We start from the raw sequence: 19,710 nt of genomic DNA, 5'->3' as shown, positions 1-19,710 counted from the left end.
CGCGCGAGCCTCCGCCTTATGAGAACTCCGCCCCGAGCCCGCGCATCATCGGGATGAAGTCCGGAAAGCTGGTGGCAATGAAGCTGGTGTCGTCGATCTTGACCGGCTTGTCGGCGGCAAGCCCCATCACCAGCGCCGACATCGCGATGCGATGATCCATGTGGGTGGCGACAAGGCCGCCGCCGGGCACGTGCCCCCTGCCTTCGACGATCAGATCATCGCCCGCGACCTCGACCTTGACGCCGTTGACGCGCAGCATGTCGGCGGTCGCCTCCAGCCGGTCGGATTCCTTGACGCGCAGCTCCTGCAGGCCGCGCATGATGGTGGTGCCTTCGGCAAACGCGGCCGCGACCGCGAGCACCAGATATTCGTCGATCATCGAAGGCGCGCGCTCCGGCGGCACCTCGACACCACGCAGTTTTGAAGCCCGCACGCGCAAGGTGGCCATCGGCTCGCCGGCGTCGCCGCGCACGTCGCTCTCCTCGATGTGAGCGCCCATCTCGCGCAAGGTCGTGAGCAGGCCGGTGCGCAGCGGATTGGTCATGACGTCGGAGAAGACGATGTCGGAGCCTTCGACAATCAGCGCCGCGACGATCGGGAACGCTGCGGACGAGGGATCGGCGGGCACCACGACATCGGCGCCGTGCAGTTCGGGCTGTCCCGTGAGCGCGATCTTGCGGCCATGGCTGCCTTCGCTGGTCGAGACGATCTGCGCGCCAAAATGCTTCAGCATCAGTTCGGTATGGTCGCGGCTCGCCTCCTGTTCGATCACGGTCGTGACGCCCGGCGCAGCAAGGCCCGCCAGGAGGACGGCCGATTTGATCTGGGCGGAGGCTACCGGCGTCCGGTACAGGATCGGCACGGGATCGCGGGCGCCATGCAGCGTCAGCGGCAGGCGGCCGCCTTCCTTGGCCTCGCCGGTCCTGGCGCCCATCAATTCCAGGGGATCGAGGATCCGCCGCATCGGCCGCGAACGCAGCGAGGCGTCGCCGTCGAAAACCGCCGAAATCGGGCAGCCGGCCACCGCCCCCATCACCAGCCGGCAGCCGGTGCCGGAGTTGCCGAAATCGAGCGGGCTCGCGGGTTGGGCGAAGCCCGCCACCCCGACGCCCAGCACCTGCCAGGCAAACGGGCCTGTTCGTTCGACCTTGGCCCCCAGCGCCTGCATCGATTTCGCCGTATTGAGCACGTCTTCGCCCTCAAGCAGGCCGGAAATCGTGGTCTGGCCGACCGAAAGCGCCCCCAGGATGAGGGCCCGGTGCGATATCGACTTGTCGCCTGGAACCCGGACTTTACCGGTCAGGGAACCGCTGGAGCGGGATTCCAGCGGGGTCGGGCGGGCTGCAAGCCGGTCTGAATGGGTCAAGATTGTGTCCTCTCGCGCAGGGCGGCAGGTATCACATAGGCAAGCCAGCGTCACGCGGCCGTCTCATGCGCGCAAACCGCTATTGACAGCGGCCTAGCAACTAGCCAAGTGAAGCACCGTTTTTCAGAAATTCCCAGGACTCCACACGTGGCCAAATCCGATCTCGGAACCAAACGCATTTGCCCGACGACGGGTAAGAAGTTCTATGACCTGAACAAGTCGCCGGTGATCTCGCCCTATACCGGTGAGGTCGTGCCGATTGCGCCGATTGCGCCGCCCCGGGCCGCCCGCGGCGATGCTGCACGCGCTGCCGCCGCAGCGAGCGCCGCCGCCGATGCGCCGGAACCGGCGGAGGCCGAGGAATTGGTCTCGCTCGAAGAGGCCGATGCCGAGGAGAACACCGGCAAGGTCAAGGCCGTCGTTCCCGAATCGGAAGACGACATCGAAATCGACGAGACCATCGAGGGCGACGAAGACGACGATTCGACCTTCATTCCCGACGAGGAAGAAGGCGATGAGGACGTCACCGACATCATTGGTGACGTCGGCGGCGACGAAGAGACTTGAGATCGGCCCTGAACTGTGGTTCAGGGTGCCTGCGCGTCGCCCAAGGCGCGCGGATCGGTTAAGGGGCCATAGCTCAGCTGGGAGAGCGCTTGCATGGCATGCAAGAGGTCGGCGGTTCGATCCCGCCTGGCTCCACCACGCTTCGCCCTTCGGGCTACGCGTGGCGCAGCCACGACGGAGCCTGAGGGGCGAAGCGTGGTGCCCGGCATAGCCCGAAGGGCGACGACGGGCTGGAGAGACAAACCGAGACCATCTACCATCCGGGCTCGCCTTTCGCGTGAGCACCCATGTGGTACGTCTACATCCTCCGCAGCATTGATTTTCCCGAGCAGGAATACATCGGCGCGACTTCAGATTTCAAACGGCGGCTGCCCGAACACAACGCCGGCAAATCCGCCCACACCGCCAAGTTCAAGCCATGGCAGTTGATCTGGTACTGTGCCTTTCGGAACAAGCTTAAAGCGCTGGAATTCGAGAAATACCTCAAATCCCACTCCGGCCGAGCCTTCGCCAAGAAGCGCCTCTAACCGCCAGCCCCCTACTCCCCCAACGCCGCATTCAACTTATCCCGCAGCGCCAGCAGGTCATTCTTCATCGCCACCAGTTCCCCCACCGAGCACGCCGAGCTCGCCAGAATGCCCTGCGGCACCGCCCTGGCTTTTTCCCGCAGCGCCTGGCCTTTCGGCGTCAGTGCGATCAGGACCTGGCGCTCGTCCTCGGTGCTGCGTGTGCGGCGGATCAATTCGGCGGCCTCCATCCGCTTCAGCAGCGGGGTCAGCGTGCCGGAATCGAGGAACAGCTTCTCGCCGATATCCTTTACGGGCACGCCGTCACGCTCCCACAGCACCATCATCACGAGATATTGCGGATAGGTCAGCCCGAGCTTGTCGAGCAGGGGCTTGTAGACGCGGTTGAAGGCGTGCGCCGTGGAATACACCGCAAAACAGATCTGATTGCCGAGCAGCAGCGGATCGACCGCCGGTTTCCTAGCCATTTGCACCTCGCCAAGTGGGGACGCCCGTGATCATTTAGGGCCGCGGACGAGCCTAATCAATTGCATACAATTAAATTGCGGACCTCTTCATTTTTTCTATTGTGCACAATCTAATTGTGTGCAATACGATTGCCATCGAAACCAAACCCAAGGGAGACCAACATGTCCGTGAAAGTCCTCTACAAGACCACCGCAACGGCCACCGGCGGCCGTGACGGCACCGCCTCGACGGCTGACGGCGCCTTCAGCGTCAAGCTTGCGACCCCGAAGGAACTCGGCGGCGGCGGTGGCGCCGGCAACAATCCCGAACAGCTGTTTGCGGCCGGCTATGCCGCCTGCTTCATCGGCGCGATGAAGGCGGTTGCAGCTCAGGGCGGCGGCGTGAAGGTGCCCGCGGACGCCTCCGTGACCTCCACCGTCGGCATCGGCCCGCGCTCGGAAGGCGGCTTTGGCCTTGATATCGACCTCGCCGTTTCCCTGCCCGGCCTTGCCCGCGTCGACGCCGAAGCACTGGTCCAGAAGGCCCATCAGGTTTGCCCGTATTCCAACGCCACCCGCGGCAATGTGGATGTGCGCCTGACCGTGGTGTAACGACCGCGTCGAACGGCCCGCTGCGACAAGCCGCGGGCCGTTTTCGCGCGCCTTCTGTCTCCGCATGCGCCTGTGCGCGCGCGGGCATTGCCGACGCGCCCGAAGACCGCTAGCTCAGGAATTCCATTACTTGAGCGAAGGTTTTTTCCATGAGTTCTCCGGCTCCCGGCGCGATGACCGGCCTGCGCGTGATCGATCTCACGCGCGTGCTCGGCGGCCCCTATTGCACGCAGATCCTCGCCGACCACGGCGCCGACGTGATCAAGATGGAGCCGCCCGCCGGTGACGAGGTGCGCGACTGGGGCCCTCCGTTCCATGAGGAGGACGCCGCCTATTTCGTCGGCATCAACCGCAACAAGCGTTCGATCGGGCTTGACCTCGCCTCCGAGGGCGGCCGCGCCGTGTTGTTGAAGATGCTGGAGACCGCCGACGTCCTGATCGAGAATTTCAAGCCGGGCACGCTCGACAAATGGGGCATCGGCAACGACGTGCTGCGCGCGAAATTCCCAAAGCTCGTGCATTGCCGGATTTCCGGCTTTGGCGGCGACGGCCCGCGCGGCGGCAATCCCGGCTATGACGCGATCATCCAGGCCATGACCGGCATGATCGCTGCGACCGGTTCGCCGCAGAGCGGCCCGATGCGGATCGGCGTTCCGCTCGTCGACATCACCACCGGGCTTTATGCCGCGATCGGTATCCTGATGGCGCTGTCGGAGCGGCAGCGCTCGGGCCTCGGCCAATTCCTCGAGACCACGCTGTATGAAACCGGCCTTGCGATCATGCATCCGCACACCGCGAATTATTTCATGCATGGCAAGCCGCCTAGTCTAACCGGCAACGAGCATCCCAATCTCGTGCCTTATGCGATCTTTCCGACCCGCACCGACAACATCTTCATCGGCGTCGGCAATGACGGCACCTTCCGCAAGCTTGCCAAGGAAATCGGCAAGCCGGAACTCGGCACCGATCCGCGCTTTGCCCGCAACAAGGACCGCATCGCCAACCGCGATGCGTTGCGCGCCGAACTCGCCGCGGTGTTCAGCCAGCACGATGCCGCGCCGCTGTGCGACCGCCTGCTCGCGGCTGGCCTGCCGGCCGGGCCGGTCCAGTCGATCGACCAGGCGCTGACCGCCGCCCACACGCTTCACCGCGGCGATGTCATCGAAAAGGACTGGTACAAGGGCGTGGCCTCGCCGATTCGCCTGGAGCGAACCAAGCCGAGCCTGCGCCGGACCCCACCGAAATTCAGCCAGCACTCCGCCGAGGTGCTGGGCGAGTTCGGCTACTCCAAAAGCGAGGTCGAGGCGATGGTCGCCAAGGGCGTGGTCTGCGGGTCGGAGCGGAAGCGGTAAGCCGCATCTCCATCGTCGTCCCTGCGACCCGTCTCCGCCAAGGCTTCGCCGAGGTTGTGGCATGAGGCCGCCGAAGCTTTAGCGAAGGCGGCACGCAGGGACCCATAGCCACCGGCTTTCGTTCTGCGATGGGCCTTAGCGATCCTGCCTTTTCGCTACATCACGCGGTATGGGGCCCTGCGTACGCAGGGGCGACGGTAGGGTTGAGTCCGTCGGCCTCAGCCTATTTTCCGGCTTCCCTTGGCGCCCGCTTCCCCCCTACGCTGCTTTCGCTTATACGGTCATTTGTACGTCATCCGGCGCTGCTATCGCGCGAAACGAAGATGATGACCCAACCTGGAGGGAATTACATGGCATTTCGACAATTCGGCGTAGCGGCGAGCGTGACTGTCGCGCTTGCGCTCGCCACGCCTGCCTACGCTGCGACCGAGATCCAGTGGTGGCACGCGATGACCGGCGGCAACAACGACATCGTCAACAGGCTTGCCGAGGATTTCAACGCCAGCCAGTCCGACTACAAGGTCGTCCCCACCTTCAAGGGCAGCTATCCCGACACCATGAATGCCGGCATTGCGGCGTTCCGCGCCGGCACCGCGCCGCACATCATCCAGGTGTTCGAGGTTGGCACTGCGACCATGATGAGCGCCACCGGCGCCATCAAACCGGTCTACCAGCTGATGAAGGATGCCAACGAGCCGTTCGACCCCAAGGCCTACCTGCCGGCGATAACCGGTTACTACTCGACGTCGAAGGGCGACATGCTGTCGTTTCCCTTCAATTCGTCGTCGACGGTGATGTGGATCAACAACGACGAGCTGAAGAAGGCCGGCATCGCCGCGATCCCGAAAACCTGGCCGGAGGTGTTCGATGCCGCCAAGAAGCTGAAGGCGGCCGGACACACGACCTGCGGATTCTCCAATGCGTGGGCGTCATGGGTGCATATCGAACAGTTCTCGGCCTGGCATAACGTGCCGATCGGCAGCAAGGCCAACGGCCTCGACGGCTTCGATACCGTGCTGACGTTCAACTCGCCGCTGCATGTGAAGCATCTGCAGAACCTGATCGACCTGCAAAAGGACAAGACCTACGACTATGCCGGCCGCGCCAACGCCAGCGAGAACCGCTTTGCGTCCGGCGAGTGCGCGATCTTCCTGACCTCGTCGGGCTATTACGCCACCGCCAAGAGCACCGCCAAGTTCGACTTCACCTCGGCGCCGATGCCCTATTACCCCGATGCCGCCGGAGCTCCGCAGAACTCGATCATCGGCGGCGCTTCGCTGTGGGTGATGGGCGGCAAGAAGCCTGAGGAGTACAAGGGCGTCGCCAAGTTCTTCACGTTCCTGTCCGACACCAACCGTCAGGCCGACCTGCACCAGAAATCCGGCTACCTGCCGATCACCAAGGCAGCCTACGAAAAAACCAAGGCGGACGGCTTCTACGAGAAAAACCCCGTCCTGCAGACGCCGCTGAAAGAACTAACCAACAAGGAGCCGACCGAGAATTCGCGCGGCCTGCGCTTCGGCAACATGGTGCAGATGCGCGATCTCTGGGCCGAGGAACTCGAAGCGGCGCTGGCCGGCAAGAAGACCGCCCAGGAAGCCCTCGACGCCGCGGTCGCGCGCGGCAATGCGATGTTGCGGACGTTTGAAAAGACGGCCAAATAGTATCGGCGAAGACTCCCTCTCCGCCTTTCGGAGAGGGAGCACCTCTGGCATCACAGCGTCCTGAATGGAAAAGTCGGTCGTCTTCAACAACAAGCTGCTGCCATATCTGCTGCTGGTGCCGCAGCTCATCATTACATTCGTATTCTTCTACTGGCCGGCGAGCCAGGCGGTCTTTCAATCCTTCAAGCGCGAGGACGCGTTTGGCCTGACATCCGAGTTCGTCGGGCTGGAAAATTACCAGTCGCTTTTCGCCCAGCCTGAATATTACAAGTCGATGCTGACGACGGTGATCTTCTCGTCGCTGGTCGCGGCGTTGTCGCTTTCCATTGCGCTGTTGTTCGCAACCCAGGCCGACAAGAACCTCAAGGCCGCCGGCACCTACAAGACGCTGATGATCTGGCCTTATGCGGTGGCGCCCGCGGTCGCCGGCGTGCTCTGGATCTTCATGTTCCATCCCTCGCTCGGCACGCTGGCGCGGCCGCTCCGCTGGATGAATTTCGACTGGAATCCGCTGCTCAACGGCAACCACGCCATGACCCTGGTGGTGATGGCCGCGGTGTGGAAGCAGATCTCCTACAATTTCCTGTTCTTCCTGGCCGGCCTGCAATCGATCCCCAAGAGCGTGCTGGAAGCCGGCGCGATCGACGGCGCGGGTCCGATGCGGCGGTTCTGGACCATCGTCTTTCCGCTGCTGTCGCCGACGACGTTCTTCCTTCTGGTCGTCAATGTCGTCTACGTCTTCTTCGACACGTTCGGCATCATCGATGCGGTCACCGGCGGCGGCCCGGCCGGCGCCACCACCACGATGGTCTACAAGGTGTTTGCCGACGGGCGGCTCGGCGGCGATCTCGGCGGCTCGGCCGCGCAGTCGGTGGTGCTGATGGTGATCGTGATCGCGCTGACCGCGGTCCAGTTCAAGTATATCGAGCGCAAGGTGCAATACTGATGGTCGAGCACCGCCCGCTCAACGACATCATCGCCTACGCGATCCTGACGCTCGGCGTCTTCATCGTCGCCTTTCCGGTCTATCTGGCGCTGATCGCATCCACCCACGACGCCGCGACCGTGGTCGGCGGCAGCATGCCGCTGACGCCCGGCAGCCAGGCGCTGGAAAACTACTACCGCGCGATATTCGTCGGCGGTTCGCGGACCAGCCGCGAGCCGGTCGGCAACATGCTGATGAACTCCTTCATCTCGGCGCTCGGCATCGCGATCGGGAAGATCTTCATCTCGATCCTGTCGGCCTACGCCGTGGTGTATTTCCGCTTCCCGTTCCGCAAGACCGCGTTCTGGATCATTTTCGTCACGCTGATGCTGCCGGTCGAGGTGCGCATCTATCCGACCTACAAGGTGGTCGCCGACCTCAAGATGCTCGACACCTATGCGGGACTGATCATGCCGCTGATCGCGTCCGCCACCGGAACGCTGCTGTTCCGGCAGTTCTTCATGACGGTTCCTGAGGAATTGCTGGAAGCATCGCGGATCGACGGCGCGGGTCCGTTCCGCTTCTTCTGGGATACGCTGCTGCCGCTGTCGGTAACGACGATCGCGGCGCTGTTCGTGATCCAGTTCATCTATGGCTGGAATCAGTATCTGTGGCCGCTGCTGATCACCACGCAGGATTCGATGCAGACCATCGTCACCGGCATCAAGAAGATGCTGTACACGACCGACGAGCTGGCTGAATGGCAGCTTGCGATGGCGACCGCCATCCTCGCGATGCTGCCGCCGGTCGCGGTGGTCGTGTTCATGCAGCGCCTGTTCGTGCGCGGACTGGTCGAGACGGAAAAGTGAGGAAGCGAGTGGCGCTGGTGACCCAAGGCAACGTAAATGGCTAACGTAACGCTGCGTAACGTCCGCAAGACCTATGCCGGTGGCTTCGAAGCCATCAAGGGCATCGAATTTGACGTCGGCGACGGCCAGTTCTGCGTGCTGGTCGGACCTTCCGGCTGCGGCAAGTCCACGCTGCTGCGGATGGTCGCGGGGCTCGAGACGATAACCGGCGGCGAGATCGATATCGGCGGCCGTATCGTCAACCAGATCGAGCCGGCCGACCGCGACATCGCGATGGTGTTCCAGAACTACGCACTCTACCCGCACATGAGCGTCTTCAACAACATGGCCTACGGCCTGCGCAACCGCGGCATGCCCGAGCCCGAGATCAAGACCCGCGTCGAGGAAGCCGCGCGCATCCTCGAACTCGGCGCCATGCTCGACCGCAAGCCGCGGCAATTGTCCGGCGGCCAGCGACAGCGCGTGGCGATGGGGCGCGCGATCGTGCGGCAACCGAAAGTGTTTCTGTTCGACGAGCCGCTGTCGAACCTCGACGCCAAGCTGCGCATCGCGATGCGGGTCGAGATCCGCAAGCTGCAGCGCCGCCTCTCCACCACGGCGATTTACGTCACCCACGATCAGCTCGAGGCGATGACGCTGGCCGACATCCTTGTCGTGATGAATGCCGGCCAGGTCGAACAGATCGGCAATCCGCTCGACATCTATCAGAAGCCCGCGACCACCTTCGTCGCCTCGTTCATCGGCGCGCCACCGATGAACCTGATGCCGCTGCGGTCCGATGAACTCAAATCGCAACTGGCCGGCGACGTCAGACTCAACGAGGCCGCCATCCTCGGAATCCGTCCCGAGGACTTCGTCATTTCAAATGAGGCCGTCGGCGGCGGTGTGGCACTTGGCCTCACCGTCGAGGCGATCGAGCACGTGGGGGCCGAAACCTTCATCTACGGCGCCCGACAGAACGAGACGCAAGCCGTGGCTGCCAACCCCGGGGAACTGCCGCCCGGCGAGGTGATCGTGCGGATTCCCGGCGCCATCGGCCCCGCCATTGGCGAGCGAATCAGGGCGGTGGCGCCAGCAGACAAACTGCATCTATTTACCGCCGATGGCCGCAAGCGGGTGGGTGATTAACCCTGTCATTCCGGGGCGGCGCGGCCGATTTACGCAGCGCCTGGAGCGGCTTGAACCCTCCCCAAATCACCCCCATATTGCTGTTTGACCGGTCAGCAAACCCGCCGGCCGGTCGCATGGGGTGCCGCAAGGGCCCCTCAAAGTCGCTTCGAGAGGACTTTGTAATGTCTCGTGTTCCATCGTTATCCAGTCCGTTCCTGCTTGGGTTCGACGAAATTGAGCGTGCGCTCGATCGCGTCGTCAAAGGCGCCGACGGCTATCCTCCCTACAACATCGAGCGCTGCGACCGCAGCAATGGGCAACCCGAACGCTTGCGCATCACGCTGGCGGTCGCCGGGTTTACCCGTGACCAACTCGATGTGACCATTGAGGAAAACCAGCTGGTGATCCGGGGCCGTCAGCAGGACGACAAGGCCCGGCAATACATCCATCGCGGCATCGCCGCGCGCCACTTCCAGCGCACCTTCGTGCTGGCGGAGGGGATGCAGGTGCTGGGCGCGGATCTGAAGAACGGGCTGTTGTCGATCGACCTTGCCAGGCCGGAACCTGAAAGGGTCATTAAGACAATTGCTATCAATGAGCACGAATAATGGAACGAGGAGCGGACTCGACCGCTTAGTCTCATAGAGGAGTCGAGACCATGAGTGATGTGAGTGTGACGTTCGAAACTGAAAAGGTTTCCGTTGAGGCACTGGCCCATCTTGGTGAGGGCCATATCGCCTACGTAAAGCAAGTCCGTTCCGAGGACGTGCCCGGGCTGTTTCCGCAGGCGCCGAAGATCGCGCCAGGACTGAAACTGTTCGCGCTGCATGCCGCCGACGGTACCCCGATCATGCTGACCGACAGCCGCGAGGCGGCGGTCGCCAATGCATGGAGCAACGAATTGCAGGCCGTCAGCGTGCACTGACCCGGCCTAACCGGTGTCGGCTGATCCGACGCTTGTCGGTATCAACTGACGCAGCGGTGGCTGCTGTCACTGGCGCAGGCTTGGTAGCGGTCGCGTAGACCGCGATGAGAGTTCGCAATACGCGGGCATGTTCCTCGGATCGGGGACGGCCCGCGTATTTTTTTGGCCGGCGTAATTCGCCAGCGTCAGTTCGGGAATGAAGGGTGTTACGCCGCGCTCGCCGGCGGCAGCGCCAGTACCGAATAGATCGCCTGGGCGTCGCGCGAGGCGCGCAGTTTCTTGGCGACGTCCTGATCGCGCAGCAGGCGGGCAATCCGCGCCAGCGCCTTCAAATGATCGGCGCCGGCGCCTTCCGGTGCCAGCAGCAGGAATACCAGGTCGACCGGCTGGCCATCCATTGCTTCGAAATCGATCGGGCGCTCAAGCCGGGCGAAAAACCCGAACAGCTTTTCAAGCTTGGGCAGCTTGCCGTGCGGTATAGCAACGCCGTAGCCGACGGCGGTGGTCCCCAGTTTTTCGCGCTGCAGCAGCACTTCGAAGACCGCGCGCTCGTTCTGCCCGGTCAGGGTCGCCGCCCGCGCCGCAAGTTCCTGCAACGCCTGCTTCTTGCTGATGACTTTCAACGCGGGGAGTATCGCCTCGGGTGCGACCAGATCGGTAATCGTCATGGGGCGTTCCGAGGTGAATTAAGCCGTCAGGGTGCGAAATGGGTTCGAGAACTTCAGCTTCAAGAATTGGGCGTCAAGAAGATGAGGTGGGAGGCGGGCTTAGGCCCGGGTCCCGATTGGTCGGCTTCTACTCCAACGCATGACCGGTGCCAACTCCCACGGGTGAGTTCCCGCACGCTATCCTTAAAGGGCGGCGGACCATAGGGAGGGGCGCTTTGGGCGTCAATGCTGTCAGCCATGCTTGTCAGGGGGTAACGGCCGGGGGATCGACCCACCCGACATTGCCGTCCGTGCGCCGGTAAATGATGTTCACCCGGCCGCTCGAGCCGTGCTGAAACACGATACAGGCCGCCCCGGTCAGATCGAGCTCCATGACAGCTTCGCTGACCGATAGCCGCTTCAGCGACTTGGTCGCCTCCGCAATGATCACGGGGCTGTATTCAGAGACCTCGTCGTCGCCCTCCGGGGCCTCGATGATGTAGCTCGGCGCGTCCAGACCCCCGCCGTTCAACTCCGCGAGCGCCGCCGAAGCCGCGTAGGTCTTGCGGGCCGAACGGTCCTTCAGCCGGCTCTTGTAGCGGCGCAGGCGCTTCTCGATCATCACCAGCGCCTGGTCGGCGCTGGCATAGGCGTCGGTGGCGTTCGAATCGGCTTCCAGCGTAATGCCGGAATCGAGGTGCAGCGAACAATCGGTACGGAAGCCGAAGCCATCCTTGCTCAGCGTGATGTGGCCGGAATAATTGCCGTCGAAATATTTTCGCAGGACCTCATCGGTGCGCTCGCTGACGCGGGAACGAAGCGCTTCGCCGACGCTGATGCTTTTCCCGGAGATTCGAAGGGTCATTTGATGCCTCGCTTGATGCCTCGTCCACTCTGTCGGGAAACCGACACTATCGCGATTTGACGCGAACGCAATCAGGCCGGCGCCGTATCACGGGACCGGTCGGAGGAAGTGGCCGGGGCTGAAAGTGCGTTACCGAGCATGCTCTGTTTGTCACGGCGGCGCTGCACCGAGGAAGGAATTCGCATCGCTTCGCGGTACTTCGCGACGGTGCGGCGGGCAATATCAATGCCCGACTCGCGCAATCGTTCCACGATCGTATCGTCGGAGAGGATCGCGGCCGGGGCTTCCGCGTCGATCAACTGCTTGATGTGGTGGCGGACCGCTTCGGCCGAATGGGCCTCGCCGCCGTCGGCCGAGGCGATCGAGGCGGTGAAGAAATACTTTAGTTCAAAGCTGCCGCGATTGGTCGCCATGTATTTGTTGGCGGTAACCCGTGACACCGTCGATTCATGCATCTGGATCGCATCCGCCACCGCCTTGAGGTTCAGCGGCCGAAGATGCGCCACGCCATGGGTGAAGAAGCCGTCCTGCTGGCGCACGATTTCGGTCGCGACCTTCAGGATGGTGCGGGCGCGCTGATCGAGCGCGCGGACCAGCCACGTCGCGTTCTGCAGGCAGTCGGTGAAGTAGGATTTGTCACCGTCTTTCCGGATCGTCTTCGACAGCTCGGTGTAATAGACCTGATTGACCAGCACGCGCGGCAACGTGTCGCTGTTGAGTTCGACATGCCAGCCGCCGTCCGGGCCCGGCCGCACATAGACGTCCGGCACCATGGTCTGGGTGCGGGCCGAGCCGAACTTCAGGCCGGGCTTGGGATCGAGCCGGCGGATCTCGCCGATCATGTCGGTGATGTCCTCGTCGTCGACACCGCACAATTTGCGTAAAGACGCGATGTCGCGCTTGGCCAGCAAATCCAGATGTTCGACCAGCGCCTGCATCGCGGGGTCGTAGCGATTGAGTTCGCGAAGCTGGATCGCGAGGCATTCGCTCAAATTGCGCGCGCAAACGCCGGGCGGGTCGAACTTCTGCAGCACCGCAAGAACCGCATCGACATCGGCTTGCGCCGCGCCGAGCCGTTCGGCGGCCTGCCCGAGGTCCTGCGGCAGATAACCGGCGTCGTCGACCAGATCGATCAGGTATTGTCCGATCATGCGCTGCACCGGACCGGGGAAAGCCACCGCCAGTTGTTCGGCGAGATGGCTGCCGAGGGTAATTTCGGCGGCGACAAAGGCTTCCAGGTTGTAATCGTCGTCGTTCGACGCGCCGCCGCCCCATTCGGTGTAGGCGGTGGGCGCGGCATCCTGCGCCACCCGGGCGGCCGCCTCGGCGGGCTCCTCGGAGAAGACGTTGTCGAGCGGCGTATCCAGCGTCTGCTCAATTTCTGTGCGGCTGCCGAGATCGCGGTTCAGCCAGTCTTCCTGGCCGGCCTCGAACTGGCCGGGCTCAAAACTGTCGCCATTGGTCCCGCCGGCCATCTCGCCCGGCTCGGTACCGCCCTCGTCGCCAAAGCTCTGGGAATCACCGGAATTGGAGAATTCAGCCTGTTCCGGGACCGGTTCACCCCTGACCGGCGCTTCCGGCCCGTCGCTGGCCCGCTCGAGCAGCGGATTACGCTCCAGCTCCTCCTCGACGAAGGCCGAGAGATCGAGGTTCGACAGTTGCAGCAGCTTGATCGCCTGCATCAGCTGCGGCGTCATGACCAGCGACTGCGACTGGCGGAATTCTAGTCTCTGCGTCAGTGCCATGGAGGCGAGAACCGATCCACTGAAAGTTGGTCCGATTCTTGCTTATCCTAGTCCAAAGCCGATGTACACGGCTTGACGTCTGCTAAAAAAGGGCTAGAGGCGGAATTCCTCGCCAAGGTAAAGACGGCGTACATCCGGATCGTTGACGATGTCGTCCGGGCTGCCTTCAGTCAAGATTTCCCCGGCATAGACGATGTAGGCGCGGTCGGTCAGGCCAAGCGTTTCACGCACATTGTGGTCGGTGATCAAGACGCCGATGCCACGATTGGTGAGATGGCGCACCAGGTCCTGAATGTCGCCGACCGCGATCGGATCGATGCCGGCGAACGGCTCGTCGAGCAGCATGTAGTTCGGACGCGTCGCCAGCGCGCGTGCGATCTCGACGCGGCGACGCTCGCCGCCGGACAGCGCGATCGACGGCGATTTACGCAAGCGCGCGATGTTGAATTCATCGAGCAGCGAATCGAGTTCGGCCTCGCGCTTCTTCCTCGAGGGTTCCACCACCTCGAGCACCGCGCGAATATTCTGTTCCACCGTGAGGCCGCGGAAGATCGACGCTTCCTGCGGCAGATAGCCGATGCCGAGCCGCGCACGCTGATACATCGGCAGCTTCGTGACGTCATGGCCGTCGAGTTCGATGGCGCCGCGGTCGGCCTTGATCAGCCCGGTGATCATGTAGAACACCGTGGTCTTGCCGGCGCCGTTCGGCCCCAGCAAACCCACCGCCTCACCGCGGCGAACATAGATGCTGACGCCGCGCACGACCTTGCGGGTGCCAAAGCTTTTTTCCACGCTGTGCACGGCCAGGTAGCCCGGCCGCTGGATCAGACGGGGCGCAGCGGCGCCATTGGTCCTGGATTGGTTCTTTGGGGCTTGGGTCTTGGGGGCCTGCGCGCGCGGGCGCGATTCCTCGTACGGTGGTTCCACCGCGTGCTCCGGCGGCTCGGGCAATTCCAACCCGGTCAGCGGGACGGCACGCGCCATCGGCGGCGCATCGCGCACCGGGTTCGTCAGCATGTCGCCAAAGGAATCGCCGAGCGCGGTGATGTCCTCGCGCGAACGCGCAAATCCTGCCGGCCCGCGTTTTGCGGGGCGTCGACGGAACATGCCGAGTAAATCCACCATCCCGCTTCGCTTAGCCTTTCACGGTGATCCCGCGCCACCCGCCGGCGAATCGATCCGCCTGCAAAGCATGAATGAATGGATGTTCCCTGCCCAGTGGAACACCTTGCCGCGCCCGACCAGTAGATACAGCCTCGGAACCCCGGCTTCAACCACGAGCGCCCAAATTAATACTTAAGACATTGATTTGTCTTATTTTTTGCCCGGAAACAGCGAAGGCATGGCCGGCTTCGCAGCACCGCCAGCCGGCGCCGGTGCCGACCCCGGCCCACAACCCTGTGACCCCTGGTCGAACATGCCCTGCACCTTGCCGCTGTCGGATTCGACCCGCGACACGCCGGTGGTCATGTCCACCTTCAGGCGGTCGCCGCGCAGCACGTTCTTGCATTGGGTCAACACGATGCCGCCGGTCATCGTAATCAAATTGGCCTTGGTATCGAAGATGGCGGTCTCACCGGTCACCACCTGATCCTTTTGCGTGACGACGACGCTGCCCCTGGCTTCCAGCCGCCGGATCGATGAACTGCCGCCGGGTCCCGGGGTCGCAGACTGCATCGGCGCTGACTTGGCAGCCTTCGCGTTGGCGGGAGGCGGCGTGGCCGGCGCCGCCGGGCCCGAATCGTAGAACACGACAAGCGTTTTCGACGTCATGGTGGTGTCGCCCTGCACGACTTTCACGTTGCCGGCAAAGGTCGCCTCTTTTTTCTTGTCGCGCATCTCCAGCGACGCGGCTTCGATCTGGATCGGCTGATCGCGGTTCTGCGAAAAGCCCTGCATCGCGTTGGGCACGCCCGACATCGCGCTTTGCGCAAGAGCGGCACCAGGCGCGATCAGCGCAAGCGCCAACGCCGCCAGAGCCAGACTGCGCGAGAAGAACATCTTCATGAAAATCATTTCGTGCTGGAAGATTTGCCGGAGACGGATCGCGTCTTCGGCTGTGGAGCAACGGGTTCGGGCGCTGGCGCAGGCTGAGCGGGCGCAACGTCATCACCCAGTTTGTCCAGATTCATCACGACATTGCCTTCGAACCGCACCACCTCGCCGCTGTTGAGGATTCTGAGCCTGTCCGCGACCAGCGTTCCGTTCAGCAGTTTGACGTCGACATGTTCATCCGAGGTTACCGTGCCCTTGTTGATGTCGATATAGGCCTGCGACAGGCGGGCTTCATAGCCGGTGGAGGATTGCAGGAAGATATCCTTACGCAGATCGAGCAATTGCTGCTTGCTGTCGTAATAGCCGGTGCGGGCATCCATCGTCACCGTGCTCTTGTCTTCCAACATCACCTTGGCGCGCGGCGCCTTGAGTTCCATATGGTCGGGATCGGTCAGATCCTGGATCGCGGCCTTGGCCCAGACTTCGTACGGCCGCTGGTCGGTCGAAAAGCCGGCGAGATGCGGCGATTCCATCGTAATCTTGGTGCCGGAAACAACCAGGTTACCGATATCGACCGGGAGCTTCGGCAGCAGCATCCGGAACGGGTTGAAAACCGACACGGCGACGATGCTCGCCATCGCCAGCACCACTGCCGACGGCACCGCGATCCGCAGCATCCGTACCATCCGGCTGTGGCGCGCCGCGCTGGCAAAGCGCGCCTCCATTCCGGCGACGTAGGCTGGGTTCTGTGACGAGTTCACCGCTGCTCCAGAGCGAGGTTAGCCCGCCATTGTAGCCGGGATTGCCTCACGATGCAGCCCGGACCTCGCTTTACCAGTGTGACCGAAACGGGGCGTAAACACCCCCCAAGCACCCCGGGGACTGCTTCAAATCGCCCCGGTTCAGGAATGCGCGAAAATATCCTCGAGCTCCCAGCCGCCGAGGTCGAGCCTGGCCCGGGTCGGCAGGAAATCGAAACAGGCCTGCGCCAGTTCCGTGCGCCCCTCGCGCGCCAGCATGGTGTTGAGCCGTTCACGCAGGCCATGCAGATGCAGGACATCGGAGGCGGCATAGGCGAGCTGCGCCTCGCTGAGGCTGGCGGAACCCCAGTCGCTCGACTGCTGCTGCTTCGACAGGTCGATATTGAGCACCTCGCGCACCAGGTCCTTCAGGCCATGCCGGTCGGTATAGGTGCGGCTCAGCCGCGAGGCGATCTTGGTGCAGTAGACCGGCTGCGGCATCACGCCGAAGGCGTTGTAGAGGGCGGCCAGATCGAAGCGGGCGAAGTGGAAGATCTTGATGACCTTGGGATTGGCGAGCAGCGCCTTCAGGTTCGGCGCGTCGCTGTGGTCCTTCGGGATCTGGATCACGTCGGCGGTGCCGTCGCCATTCGACATCTGCACCACGCAAAGCCGGTCGCGATGCGGGTTGAGCCCCATGGTCTCGGTATCGATCGCAACCGAATCCGTGTAGCGGGAAAGATCCGGCAGATCGCCGCGATGCAGGCGGATGGTCATGGCGTTGGGAACCTCTTCGAATCGGCAGAGCGTAAAGTCCTAAGGTAACGTCGAAATCGCCGCCAAACGAGGGTCCGGCCCGCCAAATCGCGTACTTTATGCGGCTTTTCCAGAATCGGCGGAGTTGCGTCAATATGGCCGCGACCACAAAGGGGGTGCCTTGATGAAAGCCGAACAGCAGCGATTGCCTCGTTTTGCCGTGCTGATCGATGCCGACAACACCTCGCCGCTGATTGCCGGCGGCTTGTTCGAGGAAGTCGCGAAATTCGGCGAGGCCAGCGTCCGCCGCATTTACGGTGATTTTTCCGGGCCGCACCTCAAATCATGGTCCGAGATCCTGCAAAAGCACGCCATCGATCCGTACCAGCAGTTTGCCTACACCAAGGGCAAGAACGCGTCTGACATCGCGCTGGTCATCGACGCCATGGACCTGCTGCACAGCGGACGGTTCGACGGCTTTTGCCTGGTGTCGTCAGACAGCGATTTTACGCGCCTTGCCTCCCGGATGCGCGAGCAAGGCGCCGATGTTTACGGATTTGGCGCCCAGAAGACGCCGGAGAGTTTCAGGCAGGCGTGCCGCAGGTTTATTTACACGGAGAATCTTTTGCCGGCGGCGGCGACGACCTCAAACGCGGAGACGCCATCCAAGCCGGTTTCCCTCCAGCCTCGGAGTGCGGCGATTCCAATATTGAAAAAGGCCATTTCGCAGATCGAGGGCGAGGACGGATGGGTTTCGCTGGGGCAGGTGGGCACGCAACTTTCAAACCTGTTCTCTGATTTCGACCAGCGCTCATACGGCCATAGCAAACTCATCGATCTGGTCCGGAAGACGGAAGCCTTCGACGTCGAAAGGATCGATAGCGGGCATGTGCGGATCAGGGCCAAGGCAGCGGCCAAGAGTCCGAGAGGCAAAGCGAAGTAGTTTTTCCCGCCCTGATCGCGTTTCGACAACCTCTCGCCCGATTTCGGCGCTTGATCATCCCCCGCCCGCCTCGGCTTGCGCCGTCCGCGTGAATCGCATCTGTCCCAGCCCATATGTTCCCGGCCATGCGGCGTCCGTCCGGCGCGCCGCACGGCATCGCTCCCGACGAAAGAATGTCATGACCGAACAGACCGCGGCGGCGCCAACCGAGGAACAACCGGAGCAGGAGCGCGGCTTTTCGCGCTACCAGTCATTTCTCATTGCGCTGCTGGCGTTCGCGCAGTTCACGATCATTCTCGACTTCATCATCATGTCGCCGCTCGGCGCCATCCTGATGCCCGCGCTCGATATTACCGCCGGGCAATTCGGCGTGGCGGTTTCGGCCTACGCGTTCAGCGCCGGCATTTCGGGCATCCTTGCGGCCGGCTTCGCCGATCGATTCGATCGCAAACGCCTGCTGCTGTTTTTCTATGCCGGCTTCACGTTGGGCACGCTGCTTTGCGCGGTGGCGCCGAACTATCATTTGCTTCTGCTCGGCCGGATCGTGACCGGACTGTTCGGCGGCGTGATTGGCGCCGTGGTGCTCGCGATCGTCACTGATCTGTTTCCGCTACACCTGCGCGGCCGTGTGATGGGTTTCGTACAAACCGCCTTCGCCGCCAGCCAGGTGCTCGGCATTCCGGCCGGACTTTTTCTCGCGAACCACTGGGGCTGGCACGTCTCTTTCGGCGCGATCGTCGGCCTGTCACTCGTCGCGATGGCCGCGATCCTGCTCGTGATGCGGCCGGTGAACGCGCATCTCCAACTAAAGCAGGACAGGAACGCGTTCCGGCACCTGATCGCGACCATCGGACAGCCGCGCTATACGCTGGCTTTCGCGGTGACGACGCTGCTGTCGACCGGCGGCTTCATGCTGATGCCGTTCGGCAGCGCCTTCACCGTGCATAATCTCGGCATCGATATCCTGCATCTTCCAACCATCTATCTGGTTTCCGGCGTTTTCAGCATTTTCATCGGGCCGCTGGTCGGACGGGCGAGTGACGCTTTCGGAAAATTCCCGACCTTTGCATTCGGCAGCGCCGTTTCGGTGGTCATGGTGCTGATCTATACGCATCTCGGCCACGTCAGTTTGACAACCGCGATCGTCGTCAACGTCCTGATGTTCGTCGGCATCTTTTCACGCATGATCCCGTCGCAGGCGCTGATTTCAGCGATACCCGACGCCAGCCAGCGCGGCTCGTTCAGCGCGGTCAGCGCTTCCCTGCAGCAACTCTCCGGCGGGCTCGGGTCAGTGTTCGCCGCAGCGATCATCGCGCAAAACCCGGACGGCACGCTCCGGCATTTCGACTGGCTGGGATACGTCGTGGTCGCGACCTCGATCCTCTCGCTGATCATGATGTATTTCGTGCAGAGGTCGGTCGCGAATCAGACCACCCGGCGCATGGTCTGAGGTTTGGGCGTCGGCCGGCGACAGCGATCGTGCAGCGTGGGCTGGGGCATTCAGATCATTGTCCGAGCAGCGGATACGACGCTGCGTGGCAAGCCGAGACGCAATATCGCGAAAACAACCCCATGCAAGGAAAGGGGCCAGGGTCGGCACGCGGTCTGCGGACCAGCCGGTCCGCCATTCAGCGATCTCTTGGGCTTGGGCAAATG

Annotated in this window: 21 protein-coding genes and 1 tRNA gene; 13 read left to right on the top strand and 9 right to left on the bottom strand. The window is 62.9% G+C overall.

What is annotated here, in order from left to right; genetic code table 11:
• Positions 1-16: 16 nt before the first annotated feature.
• Positions 17-1,366, bottom strand: coding sequence for a 3-phosphoshikimate 1-carboxyvinyltransferase (gene aroA / locus ABIE49_RS22050; protein WP_192736225.1), 1,350 nt, complete (start codon positions 1,364-1,366; stop codon positions 17-19).
• A gap of 147 nt (positions 1,367-1,513) precedes the next feature.
• Here aroA and ABIE49_RS22045 point away from each other — a divergent pair, with 147 nt between their 5' ends.
• The 3 genes from ABIE49_RS22045 (at position 1,514) to ABIE49_RS22035 (ending at position 2,460) form a co-directional block, all read left to right on the top strand.
• Positions 1,514-1,933 (top strand): TIGR02300 family protein, encoded by a 420-nt coding sequence (locus tag ABIE49_RS22045; protein ID WP_192736224.1) that lies wholly within the window; start codon positions 1,514-1,516, stop codon positions 1,931-1,933.
• A 62-nt stretch (positions 1,934-1,995) separates the two neighbouring features.
• A tRNA-Ala gene (locus ABIE49_RS22040) sits at positions 1,996-2,071 on the top strand.
• 149 nt (positions 2,072-2,220) lie between these two features.
• Positions 2,221-2,460 carry a GIY-YIG nuclease family protein gene (locus tag ABIE49_RS22035; RefSeq protein ID WP_192736223.1) on the top strand — a complete coding sequence of 80 codons (240 nt, stop codon included), beginning with the start codon at positions 2,221-2,223 and terminating at the stop codon, positions 2,458-2,460.
• Positions 2,461-2,471: 11 nt separating this feature from the next.
• Here ABIE49_RS22035 and ABIE49_RS22030 read toward each other — a convergent pair whose 3' ends face one another.
• Positions 2,472-2,927: a MarR family winged helix-turn-helix transcriptional regulator gene (locus ABIE49_RS22030; protein ID WP_192736222.1), complete on the bottom strand. Its 456-nt coding sequence runs from the start codon at positions 2,925-2,927 to the stop codon at positions 2,472-2,474.
• 162 nt (positions 2,928-3,089) lie between these two features.
• Between ABIE49_RS22030 and ABIE49_RS22025 the strand changes: the two genes are divergently transcribed.
• From ABIE49_RS22025 to ABIE49_RS21990, 8 genes are all read left to right on the top strand, one after another.
• A complete protein-coding gene (locus ABIE49_RS22025; RefSeq protein ID WP_192736221.1) occupies positions 3,090-3,518 on the top strand; it encodes an organic hydroperoxide resistance protein in 429 nt (142 codons plus the stop codon).
• A 149-nt stretch (positions 3,519-3,667) separates the two neighbouring features.
• Entirely contained in the window at positions 3,668-4,870 is a 1,203-nt protein-coding gene (locus ABIE49_RS22020; RefSeq protein WP_192736220.1) for a CaiB/BaiF CoA transferase family protein, read from the top strand.
• Between the two features lie 350 nt (positions 4,871-5,220).
• Entirely contained in the window at positions 5,221-6,534 is a 1,314-nt protein-coding gene (gene ugpB / locus ABIE49_RS22015) for a sn-glycerol-3-phosphate ABC transporter substrate-binding protein UgpB (protein WP_192736219.1), read from the top strand.
• A gap of 64 nt (positions 6,535-6,598) precedes the next feature.
• Positions 6,599-7,480: a sn-glycerol-3-phosphate ABC transporter permease UgpA gene (ugpA, locus tag ABIE49_RS22010; protein WP_192736218.1), complete on the top strand. Its 882-nt coding sequence runs from the start codon at positions 6,599-6,601 to the stop codon at positions 7,478-7,480.
• Entirely contained in the window at positions 7,480-8,328 is an 849-nt protein-coding gene (gene ugpE, locus ABIE49_RS22005; RefSeq protein ID WP_192736217.1) for a sn-glycerol-3-phosphate ABC transporter permease UgpE, read from the top strand. The genes ugpA and ugpE overlap by 1 nt, the downstream gene beginning before the upstream one ends.
• 36 nt (positions 8,329-8,364) lie before the next feature.
• A complete protein-coding gene (locus ABIE49_RS22000; protein WP_192736216.1) occupies positions 8,365-9,456 on the top strand; it encodes a sn-glycerol-3-phosphate import ATP-binding protein UgpC in 1,092 nt (363 codons plus the stop codon).
• A gap of 164 nt (positions 9,457-9,620) precedes the next feature.
• Positions 9,621-10,046, top strand: coding sequence for an Hsp20 family protein (locus tag ABIE49_RS21995; protein WP_024584318.1), 426 nt, complete (start codon positions 9,621-9,623; stop codon positions 10,044-10,046).
• A 50-nt stretch (positions 10,047-10,096) separates the two neighbouring features.
• Entirely contained in the window at positions 10,097-10,363 is a 267-nt protein-coding gene (locus tag ABIE49_RS21990) for a BQ00720 family protein (protein ID WP_192736215.1), read from the top strand.
• Between the two features lie 206 nt (positions 10,364-10,569).
• On the opposite strand, the gene ptsN is transcribed toward ABIE49_RS21990, so the two are convergent.
• The 7 genes from ptsN to ABIE49_RS21955 all read right to left on the bottom strand — a co-directional run bounded on the left by ptsN (position 10,570) and on the right by ABIE49_RS21955 (position 17,132).
• On the bottom strand, positions 10,570-11,031 hold the full coding sequence (gene ptsN, locus ABIE49_RS21985; RefSeq protein WP_192736214.1) for a PTS IIA-like nitrogen regulatory protein PtsN: 462 nt from the start codon (positions 11,029-11,031) through the stop codon (positions 10,570-10,572).
• Positions 11,032-11,275: 244 nt separating this feature from the next.
• On the bottom strand, positions 11,276-11,875 hold the full coding sequence (gene hpf / locus ABIE49_RS21980) for a ribosome hibernation-promoting factor, HPF/YfiA family (RefSeq protein ID WP_192736213.1): 600 nt from the start codon (positions 11,873-11,875) through the stop codon (positions 11,276-11,278).
• 71 nt (positions 11,876-11,946) lie between these two features.
• The gene (gene rpoN, locus ABIE49_RS21975) at positions 11,947-13,620 is read right to left on the bottom strand and encodes an RNA polymerase factor sigma-54 (protein WP_192736212.1); all 1,674 of its coding nucleotides are present in this window, start codon (positions 13,618-13,620) and stop codon (positions 11,947-11,949) included.
• A gap of 93 nt (positions 13,621-13,713) precedes the next feature.
• Positions 13,714-14,745, bottom strand: coding sequence for an LPS export ABC transporter ATP-binding protein (gene lptB / locus ABIE49_RS21970; RefSeq protein WP_192736211.1), 1,032 nt, complete (start codon positions 14,743-14,745; stop codon positions 13,714-13,716).
• A gap of 189 nt (positions 14,746-14,934) precedes the next feature.
• Entirely contained in the window at positions 14,935-15,636 is a 702-nt protein-coding gene (locus ABIE49_RS21965; RefSeq protein ID WP_192736210.1) for an LptA/OstA family protein, read from the bottom strand.
• A complete protein-coding gene (gene lptC, locus ABIE49_RS21960) occupies positions 15,633-16,376 on the bottom strand; it encodes an LPS export ABC transporter periplasmic protein LptC (RefSeq protein WP_192736209.1) in 744 nt (247 codons plus the stop codon). Before lptC ends, ABIE49_RS21965 begins: the two co-directional genes overlap by 4 nt.
• Before the next feature lie 141 nt (positions 16,377-16,517).
• The gene (locus tag ABIE49_RS21955; RefSeq protein ID WP_192736208.1) at positions 16,518-17,132 is read right to left on the bottom strand and encodes a ribonuclease D; all 615 of its coding nucleotides are present in this window, start codon (positions 17,130-17,132) and stop codon (positions 16,518-16,520) included.
• A 163-nt stretch (positions 17,133-17,295) separates the two neighbouring features.
• Here ABIE49_RS21955 and ABIE49_RS21950 point away from each other — a divergent pair, with 163 nt between their 5' ends.
• Both ABIE49_RS21950 and ABIE49_RS21945 read left to right on the top strand, forming a co-directional pair.
• Positions 17,296-18,054: an NYN domain-containing protein gene (locus ABIE49_RS21950; RefSeq protein WP_192736207.1), complete on the top strand. Its 759-nt coding sequence runs from the start codon at positions 17,296-17,298 to the stop codon at positions 18,052-18,054.
• Between the two features lie 178 nt (positions 18,055-18,232).
• Positions 18,233-19,504 (top strand): MFS transporter, encoded by a 1,272-nt coding sequence (locus tag ABIE49_RS21945; RefSeq protein ID WP_192736206.1) that lies wholly within the window; start codon positions 18,233-18,235, stop codon positions 19,502-19,504.
• The last annotated feature ends 206 nt before the right edge of the window (positions 19,505-19,710 follow it).

Source organism: Bradyrhizobium sp. OAE829, assembly GCF_040546575.1.
Lineage (GTDB): Bacteria > Pseudomonadota > Alphaproteobacteria > Rhizobiales > Xanthobacteraceae > Bradyrhizobium.
The sequence above is the reverse complement of the archived record's forward strand: the minus strand, read 5'-3'. Positions and strand labels throughout refer to the sequence as shown.